Source organism: Streptomyces sp. NPDC037271 (assembly GCF_055603605.1).
This window is the reverse complement of the sequence record NZ_JBVJVN010000018.1, coordinates 97,488-106,968: the sequence shown is the minus strand read 5'-3', so window position 1 is coordinate 106,968 and position 9,481 is coordinate 97,488. Positions and strand designations below refer to the sequence as shown.

Here is a 9,481-nt window from a genome sequence, read left to right as displayed (position 1 = left end):
TGTCTCTGGACACCTTCTGGGGGAGGTCCGGAACAGGGTGAACGGTCCCAGGGGGGCCCCCCCCCCCTGGGGGGGTCTCTCCCCCAACCCCAGCGCCCGCGGCCCCGGCCCATCCGTTCCTCGTCGACCGGTGGGGCCGGCCCACGGCCCGGCCCGGGACCGCCGGCAGCAGCCGTCCGGCGACGCGGAACGCCACGGCGTCGCCGGGCGGGCCCCTGCCCGGCGGGGCCCGCGGAACCGTCCGTCAGCTCTCCTGCCCCGCGTCCGAGGGGCGCGTTCCCCGCGCGCCGGGGAGCCTGTCGGGTGACCGTCCGGCCGGGAAGCGGGAATCGTCCTGCCGGCGTTCGGCGTTGAGCTCGTCGACCGCGCCGAGCGCGTCGCCGATCGTCGCGTAGTCCACCGCGATGAAGTTGACCGGCCTGCCGCGCTGCCGCTCACAGGTGTGCGCCCGCTCCAGCACGCGCTGCCGGGAGTTGACGGTCCCGGCGTCCAGCCGGCGCCCGCCGCCCGCCGTGACGAAGTGGTTGAGCAGGAACAGCCGCTTGTCCGCGCCGCCCCGGTTCGGCAGGCAGGACATCTCGTCCGGACTGCGGAACGCGAAGGGCGTCTCCATGCCGTACCGGTAGAAGTTCCGGTACCACGGCGCGGGCCCGTCGGCCTTCTCCGCGAAGACGACCAGGCGCCGGCCGCTGTCGATCATGTCCCCCAGCTTCGGCCACGGGCGGTCCGGGTCGGCGTCCGGCTCGTACAGCAGGTCGGAGAGTCCGGCCCGCAGGAAGGCGCTCCGGCTCGCCGCGGAGTCGACACCGTCCTGCAGGACGAGGGTGACGACCTCCGTGGGGTTCGCGCGCAGCCACGCACCGATCTGCCGCAGCGTGGGCACCAGTTCGAGGGCCCCGGCACCGCACACCGAGTGGCACAGCCACAGGCCCGGGTGGGGAGGGTTGACCCGCTCCAGGATCCCGGTGAGCCGCCGGCGCAGCGAGGGGGAGAAGTCCGAGGTGCTCAGTCGGTCCGCGACCTCCTCGGGCCGCTCCCACCGGTGCGTGTCGAGGAGCAGGACGCGCACCCCGGCGCCCAGCTGGCCGACGATGTCGGGGTCCTGGAGGGGGCCGATGAACCGGTCCGCCGTCGTGGCCATCGCATTGTGCGACGCCAGCTGGGCGATCTCGTCGTAGCGGGCGTCGCACAGCTCGGCGCTGCCCTGGCAGATGCGCGGTGAGGAGCCGGTGATGGCCACCGGCGCCAGCATCGTGCCGACGAGCGCGCACGCCGTGACGGCGAAGGTCAGAGCCGGGCCGTGCCGCGGATCGGTGAGGACCGGCATCCCGGGCCCGGTCTGCCAGACCCACCCGACGGTGATCAGCAGGGCGCCCGCGGCCAGCAGGATCACCGCGACCACGGTGGCGGTGGTCAGGAGCCCGTCCAGAGCGGTCGCCTGGATGTCGCCGATGAGGTCCGACGCCGCCGGGGGCCACGAGGAGGGGGTGCCGAACAGCGTGTCGCCCAGTGTGAGACGCAGAAGGAGGACCGTCAGCGCCAGCAGTGAGGCGGCGGCGGTCGGCACCCAGCCGAGCGGTATCAGCCGGCGCTTGGCGGGGGAGGGTGTGGCGAACCACAGCAGCGTGAGCGCGGCGGCACAGAGCACGGCCGCCGCAGGTTCCACCACCTCCTGGAAGAGGCGGGTGACGGCACGCGCGCGGTCCACCGGGGCGAGCGCCTCGTGCGCGGGATCGACATCGACGGTGATGACCCACGTACCCGCGTTCGCCTCCCGCAACAACTCCGCGGCGGCTGCCCGGACCTGGTCGGTCAGGGCGACCGGCGCGACCGCGGCCAGTGCCGAGGCCACGTCTCCCCGGTCCATCGCCGCCTGCACGCCGGGTCTGGTGCCGGCCCGCGCGGCCGTCGGCACCAGACGCATCAGCGCGTCCGTGGCCGCGACCGCCTGGCTGGGGGAGAGCGGCAGCGACGGCAGGCCCTCCAGTGGCGCCTCACCGGCCACCACCTGCGCCGTGAGTTCGGACAGACGCTGCACGAAGGCCTGGAAGTCGGGTTCCGACTGCTGCTGCAGGGCGGCGACGGCGTCACCGAAGTAGGCCTGGCTGAGCCGTTCGACGTTCGCGACGACGGGCTCCAGGTCGACCGTGACCCGCAGCCGGTCGCGGTTCCCCTCCAGGTAGTGGATCACCTCGGCGATCTGCCGGTCGCCCATGGCCCGCAGCGTCTCCGGCGGGATCACCACCTTGAGGTTCGAGGTGATGGTGGACTGCGGAACGGGCAGCCGGTCCAGCAGTTCCTGGGCCAGGGGCGTACTGGCCGGGTCGACCAGCACCTCGTCGTAGAACCGCTGGTAGGCCTGCTCGTCCTCCAGCGCCTGGCCGTAGAACTCCGGATCGAGCACGGTGCCGCGCACGACGGCGGCCGCGGCCAGGACGGTCAGGCTCAGCACCGCGACGCACCAGAGCAGCACCGCGACCCAGGGCGAGCGCCGGGGCGGGCGCCGAACCAGTCCGTCCATGGCCCCATTCTCGTTCCGGCCGACCGTCGTGCGACACGGCGTCCGAGCCGAGAACGCCACCACACGCATGCCCCGGCCCGGCCGGCCGATGCCGGTCGGATCAGCCTCCGCTCGGGGCTTCCTCCTCGGCCGTGCTCCGCTGAGGGTGTACACAGTGCCAGCGATGTCCGCCCCCGGGACCGTCCGTGGCCGCCGGGAAGGCGGTGGCGCACGCGTCGTCCGCCTTCCAGCAGCGGGTGCGGAACGGGCAACCCGAGGGTGGATGGGTGGCCGACGGCACCGGGCCGTGCAGGACGATCCGCTCGGGGCGCTCCAGCAGGCTCGGCGTGGCGGAGAGCAGCGCCTCGGTGTACGGGTGGCGCGAGGCGCCGGAGACCTGGGCGGCACCGCCCTCCTCCACGACCCGGCCCAGGTACAGCACCGCTATACGGTCCGCCAGATAGCGCACCGTCTGCACGTCGTGGGAGATGAACACCATGCCCAGACCGAGGCGGGCGCGCAGATCCACCAGGAGGTTGAGGATCTGGGCGCGCACCGACACGTCCAGCGCGCTGGTGGGCTCGTCGGCGACGATCAGCTCCGGTTCCAGGGCGAGGGCGCGGGCGATGGCCACGCGCTGGCGCTGGCCGCCGGAGAGCTGCCCGGGCAGCGCGTCCAGCGTGTGGCCGGGCAGGCCGACCAGGTCGAGGAGTTCCTCGACGCGCCGCTCGCGCTCGGCACGGGTGCCGCGACGGTGCACGTCCAGCGGGTCGCGCAGGATCTGCCGGACGGACAGCCGCGGGTTCAGCGCGGTGGAGGCGTCCTGGAAGACCACGCCGACGGCGGCACCGAACCCGGTACGGCGCTCGGCGGCGCTCATCTTCCACAGGTCCTGGCCCCGGAAGTACACCTGTCCCTCGGTGGGGCGCTGCAGTCCGGTGACCACGCGGGCCAGCGTGGACTTTCCGCAGCCCGACTCGCCGACCAGGCCGAGGATCTCGCCGCGCCGGACCTCCAGGGAGGTGTCGGTGAGGGCGTGCACGGCGTCCCGGCGCAGGATGCCCCCGCTGCGGGCCTTGTGACGTACGTGGATGTGGTCGAGTCGGACGAGAGGGTCCATGGCGGTGTCCTTCCGCGCGGTCATCGGGCGCTCTCCAGCGACTCGGCCGACCGCTTCTCGGGCGCCGGGTGGTGGCAGGCGAAGAGGTGGTCCCGCGCGGCGTCGCGGTCGGCGGCGGGCGGCGGGGTGGTGGCGCACAGCTCGGTGGCGGCGGCGCAGCGGGACGCGAACCGGCAGCCGGGGCCGAACGCCTTGGGCGCCGGCACGACGCCGCGGATCTGGTGCAGTCGCTCCGCGCCCGACTCCAGCGAGACGACCGAGCCGAGCAGACCGCGGCTGTAGTGGTGCGCCGGGTCGGTCAGCAGCGAGCGGGTGTCGCCGGCCTCGGCGACCTGGCCGGCGTACATCACCGCGACCCGGTGGGCGAGGTCGCCGACCAGGGCCAGGTCGTGGGAGACCAGGACCATCGCGAAGCCGAGTTCGTCGCGCAGCCTCACCAGCAGCTCGACGACCTGGGCCTGCACGGTGACGTCGAGCGCGGTCGTCGGCTCGTCGGCGATGAGCAGCCGCGGGCCGCGGGAGAGCGCCATGGCGATCAGCACGCGCTGGCGCTGGCCGCCGGAGAGCTCGTGCGGGTAGCTGCGCAGGGTGCGCTCGGGGGACAGGCCGACCAGTTCGAGCAGTTCGGCGGGGGTACGGGTGCCGCCGCGGGAGGTGAGCCACTTCAGCTGGGTGCCGATCAGCACGGACGGGTTGAGGGACGACATGGCGTCCTGGTAGACCATGGCGATCGCCGGGCCCATCAGCGCCCGGCGCTCCTTCGGCGACATCCTCAGCAGGTCGCGGCCCCGGTAGAGGATCTCGCCCTCGGCCTCGGCGTTGCGGGCCAGCAGGCCCATGATCGCGAGGCTGGTGATCGACTTGCCGCAGCCCGACTCGCCGACCAGTCCGATGGTCTCGCCCTCGCGGACGGTGAAGGAGATGCCGTCGACGACGCGGGTGTCGCCGTAGCGGTCGGGGAACCGGATGGACAGGTCGCGCACGACGAGCAGTTCGGGCGCGTCCTCGCGCACCGGCGGCACGGCGGGCTCCGTGGCCGCGAGCCGTGCGGCGAGCTCGGCGAGCGCGGCGTCCACGTCGGCGGTCTCCGCCCCGGGCGCGGCGGCGGCCTGCTCGTCGGAGTCGGAGTCGGAGTCGGAGTCGGTGCCACCGGTGCGGGACCTGTCCGGAGCGGCGGCGGCGTCCGTCATGCCCTCGGACAGGACGTTCAGCGCGAGCACCGTGATCAGCACGCACAGGCCGGGGAAGAGCGTCGCCCACCAGCCGCCCGAGAGCAGGATCTGCCGGCCGTAGGCCAGGACGCTGCCCCAGCTGGGGTCGGGGTCCTGCACACCGGCGCCGATGAAGGACAGGCTCGCCTCGAAGATGATGGAGTCGGCCACCATGACGGTCGCGAACACCAGGACCGGCGCCGCGCAGTTGACGGCGACGTGCCGGGCCACGATGTGACCGCGGCGGGCGCCGATGACCCGCTCCGCGGCGACGTAGTCCTCGCCGTACTGCTCCAGCACGTTGGCCCGTACGACCCGGGCGAGCGAGGGCGAGTAGACGAAGGCGATGGTGAAGATGATGACCGGGACGCTGGGCCCGAAGACGGCGACGAGCACGGCGGCCAGCGCGATCGGCGGGAACGACATCACGATGTCGAGCGTGCGCATCACCGACTCGTCGGCGAGCCTGCGCGAGGTGGCGGCGAGCGCGCCCAGGGCCGAGCCGAGGACCAGGGCGAGGAGGGTCGCGCCGAGACCGATGACCAGGGAGTAGCGGGCGCCGTGCACGACCCGGGCGAACACGTCGCGGCCGGCCCGGTCGGTGCCGAACCAGTGGTCGGCGCCCGGCGCCTGGGCGGGTATGCCGGTGGCCAGGGGGTCCTGGGTGAGCAGCGGGGCGAACACCGCGCCCAGCACGACCACGAGCAGGATTCCCAGGGCGATCCGGGAGGGCACGGGCAGGCGGCGCAGGCGGGCGCCGGGCTGCGACAGCCGCGCGGCGAGGGAGCTTGGGGCGAACATCACACCGTCCTGATGCGCGGGTTGACGAGCAGGTAGAGCAGGTCGACGACGACGTTGACCACGAGGAAGGCGACCGCGATGGTGAGCACGGTGCCCTGGACGAGCCCGACGTCGCCGCCGTTGACGCCTTCGAGGATCAGCTTGCCCATGCCGGGCAGGTCGAAGATCGCCTCGATGACGACGGCGCCGCTGAGCATGTAGCCGACCTTGACGCCGAGCACGGTCAGCGGGGTGACCAGGGCGTTGCGCAGCACCGACCGGATGATGAGGAAGGGCGGCAGGCCGCTGCCCCGGGCGGTGCGCACGTAGTCGCGGTCGAGTTCGGTGACCATCGAGGTGCGGATCAGGCGGGCCAGTGAGGAGGCGACGGGCAGCGCGAGGGACAGCGCGGGCAGGGTCAGGCTCTCGAGCCAGCCGGAGAGGGAGTCGGCCGGGTTGACGTAGCCACCGGTCGGGAAGAGCGGCATGTTCAGCGCGAACTGCTGGATGAGCAGCACACCGACCCAGAACGAGGGCAGGGCGATCCCGGCCATCGACAGCACCCGGAAGACCTGGTCCGGCCAGCGGTCCCGGTAGACGGCGCTGAGGACGCCGAAGAGCAGCGCCAGCACGATGGCCAGCGCGAGGCCAAGCAGGGTCAGCTGCAGCGTGAGCGGGAACGCGGTGGCGATCCGGTCGGTGACGGGCTGGCTCGGCGACATCGTGACACCGAGGTCCCCTCGCACCAGATCGCCCAGGAAGGCGAAATAGCGTACCGGCAGGGGGTCGTCGAGCCCGTTGGCCTCGGCGAACGCGGCCCGTGCCTCGGGACTCGCCGAGTCGCCGAGCGCGTTGTACGCGGGATCGGTCGGCGAGAACTGCAGGACGACGAAGACCAGCAGCGCGATGCCGAGGACCATCACCGGCATCATCGCGACGCGGCGCAGCGCGAGCCGGAGAAATGCAACCATCGTGAGGTTCCTAGAGGTTGGAGCGGGGGCCGCCGCGGCCCGTGGTGGCGCGGCGGCGGCCCGACGGCCTGGGCGTGCGGATCAGGGGGTGTCGTGCGGATCAGGCCGGCTCCGGGGAACGGCGCCTTGCCGTCGGGGCCGGGCGGGGCCTGGTACGTGCAGCCGCGGGCGGAGGAGGGCGACAGCGCGAGCCCTGGCAACCGACGACGACGCTGCTGGGGCACCGCCCACGCCCTTCAGGCAGTGGGGAGTGCGTGCCGGCCCCCGCGACCCCGGCAGGATCCGAACGAACCCCTATGCCCGGCCGACGTCGATGAAGGACAGCCCGGTGGTGGGCAGCGGCTTGAACCCCGTCAGTGTCCCGTCGCGCCAGGCGGTGGGCAGCTTGCGGTGCAGCACCGGGTACAGGGCGGCCTCGTCGGCGACCAGGTCGGTGACCTGGCCCCACAGCGCCTTGCGCTTCGCCGCGTCGGCCTCCGCCGCGGCCTTGTCCAGCAGCGACCTGGTCTGCTTGTAGGCGGCGGAGCCCTTCCATCCGTAGCGGTTCTCCGGCCAGAAGCCGTAGTAGAACCAGCGCAGCAGCAGGTCGGCGTCGTTGCCGAAGACGGACGGGTCGCCCGGCGCGGCCAGGGCGTCGAAGCGGCCCTTGTCGATCTTGGCGTACTGGGCGGGGGACTGGGCGATGTCGAGCTTGGCGTCGACCCCGATCGCCGCCCAGCTCTCCTTGATCAGGGGCGCGATGTCCTTGATCCAGCCGTTGTCGGTGAGCAGCAGCGTGAAGGAGAGCTTGCCCACGCCCGCGTCGGCGAGCAGTTTCTTGGCCTTGTCCGGGTCGTGCCGGTAGACGGTGGAGGCCTTGTGGTGGTCGGGGTGCGTGGCCGGCACGTATCCGGTGGCGGCCTCGGCGTTGCCCAGCAGCGCCGTGGAGATGATCTTCTCGGTGTCGAGCCCGTAGTGCAGGGCCTGCCGCACCCGCTTGTCCGCGAAGCGCTGGTCGGCGCAGTTGAACATGAGGAACAGCAGTCCGAAGGACTGGACGGACTCGACCTTGTCCTTGCCGGTGAAGCCCTCGACGTCGATGTAGGGCACGTCCTCGATGGCCTGGACCCGCCCGGACTTGAGGGCGCTGACCCGCGCCGACGGGTCGGACATGAGCCGCCAGACCATCTTCTTGGCCTTGGCCGGGTGCGGGCCGTTGTACTTGTCGTACGCCTCCATGACGATCTTGTCCTCGCGGACCGCCGACACGAAGCGGTACGGGCCCGAGCCGACGGGCCTCGCGTCGAAGGTCTTGGCGTCGGCGCCGGCGATCTTCTCCGGCACGATCCGCACCACGGATATACGGGACGGGAAGAGCGCGAAGGCGTACTTCAGCTTGAACTCGACCGTCGAGGCGTCGACCGCGGTGACCTTGTCGACGAACGGGACGAACTGCGCCATGAGCGAGGCGTTCTTCTCGTCCAGCACGCGCTCGAAACTGAACACCACGTCGTCCGCGGTGACCGCCGAACCGTCGTGGAACGTCGCTCCCTGGCGCAGGGTGGCCCGGTAGGTCGTCGCGTTGATCTTCTTCGGCATCCCGGTGGCCAGGGCCGGCCGCGCCACCAAAGTGGCGGGATCGAGGTCCACCAGGCCCTCGAAGATGTGCATGTTCGCGGCGTACGGGGTCGCGCCCGAGGTGATCATCGGGTCGAAGCCCGTGGAGAGCGGGTAGGAGATGCCGGCCTCGATGGTGTCGCCGCCGCTGCCCGGTGCACCGGCACCGTCCCCGCTGGAAGCCGGCCCTCCGCAGGCCGACAGGCCCGCGGTGACCGCGGTCGCCACACCGATGGCGCTGGTGTATCTCATGAAGGTGCGGCGATCGACGCCGGCTGCACTGCGCGCGGACAAGGAGTCCTCCATGCGGGAGATGAGATGGTCGAGCGGTGGAGGAGGCGAGTGTGGTCGGCGCCTCACCGACGGCGCATCAGACGTCTGATGTCTGATGCTTGGTAATGTGGGAACGTAGCTGGGCAAATGAGAGGGGTCAAGAGGTGGCGGTGGGGCAAAGGGCGATTCGGCATACGGTGCCGGAGCCCAAAGCGGCACGACAACCGTTGCGTCAGGAGGTCGTCGACGGAATCAAGGCCTACATCCTGCGCAACGAACTGCGCCCGGGGGACCCCTTGCCGACCGAGCCCGCCCTGTGCGAGGCGCTCGGCGCGAGCCGCTCCAGCGTGCGGGAGGCGATCAGGATCCTCACCGCGCTCGACATCGTCGAGGTGCGGCACGGACACGGCACCTATGTCGGGCGGCTGAGCCTGTCGGCCCTGGTGGAGAGCCTGACCTTCCGCGGCCTGCTCAGTCCCGACGACGACTTCCAGGTGATGAGCGACCTCATCGAGGTGCGCGAACTGTTCGAACGCGGCATGGCCGAGCGGCTCGTGTCGTCCCTCGACGAGGAGCAGATCACCCGCCTCGGCGCGCACGTCGAGGAGATGCGCAGGGCCGGCGCCGGCGAGGGGCACGGTTTCGTCGAGGCGGACCGCGCCTTCCACACCCTGCTCCTCGCGCCACTCGGCAACGACCTCATCGGCCAGCTGTCCACGGCGTTCTGGGACGTCTACGTCATCGTCGCACCGCACCTCGACGTCTTCACGCACGAGCACGAGGCGGCCACCATCGCCAACCACCAGCGCATCGTGGACGCCGTGCGGGACCGGGATCCCGTGGAGTTCGCGGCGGCGCTGACCGACCACTACGCGCCGGTGCGGCAGCGGATCGCGGAGGCCCGCGCCCGCCGCTGACCGGCTCCGGCGGTGGGGGGGGGGGGGGGGGGGGGGGGGGGGGGGGGGGGGGGGGGGGGAGGGGGGGGGGAGGGGGAGGGGGGGGGGGGGGGGGGGGGAGTGTGGAGGTGTTT

At 72.4% G+C, this 9,481-nt stretch carries 6 protein-coding genes; 1 reads left to right on the top strand and 5 read right to left on the bottom strand.

Annotation, left to right across the window (positions count from 1 at the left end; all coding sequences use genetic code 11):
* Positions 1-244: 244 nt before the first annotated feature.
* The 5 genes from ACZ7G3_RS26095 to ACZ7G3_RS26075 form a co-directional block, all read right to left on the bottom strand.
* Positions 245-2,521, bottom strand: coding sequence for a PI-PLC domain-containing protein (locus ACZ7G3_RS26095; RefSeq protein WP_470928452.1), 2,277 nt, complete (start codon positions 2,519-2,521; stop codon positions 245-247).
* A 100-nt stretch (positions 2,522-2,621) separates the two neighbouring features.
* Positions 2,622-3,644, bottom strand: coding sequence for an oligopeptide/dipeptide ABC transporter ATP-binding protein (locus ACZ7G3_RS26090; protein WP_426601977.1), 1,023 nt, complete (start codon positions 3,642-3,644; stop codon positions 2,622-2,624).
* Entirely contained in the window at positions 3,641-5,632 is a 1,992-nt protein-coding gene (locus ACZ7G3_RS26085; protein ID WP_470928451.1) for a dipeptide/oligopeptide/nickel ABC transporter permease/ATP-binding protein, read from the bottom strand. Before ACZ7G3_RS26085 ends, ACZ7G3_RS26090 begins: the two co-directional genes overlap by 4 nt.
* Positions 5,632-6,582: an ABC transporter permease gene (locus ACZ7G3_RS26080; RefSeq protein ID WP_470928450.1), complete on the bottom strand. Its 951-nt coding sequence runs from the start codon at positions 6,580-6,582 to the stop codon at positions 5,632-5,634. The genes ACZ7G3_RS26085 and ACZ7G3_RS26080 overlap by 1 nt, the downstream gene beginning before the upstream one ends.
* A 294-nt stretch (positions 6,583-6,876) precedes the next feature.
* Positions 6,877-8,430: an ABC transporter substrate-binding protein gene (locus tag ACZ7G3_RS26075; RefSeq protein WP_470928449.1), complete on the bottom strand. Its 1,554-nt coding sequence runs from the start codon at positions 8,428-8,430 to the stop codon at positions 6,877-6,879.
* A gap of 185 nt (positions 8,431-8,615) precedes the next feature.
* Between ACZ7G3_RS26075 and ACZ7G3_RS26070 the strand changes: the two genes are divergently transcribed.
* A complete protein-coding gene (locus tag ACZ7G3_RS26070) occupies positions 8,616-9,368 on the top strand; it encodes a FadR/GntR family transcriptional regulator (RefSeq protein ID WP_426521930.1) in 753 nt (250 codons plus the stop codon).
* The last annotated feature ends 113 nt before the right edge of the window (positions 9,369-9,481 follow it).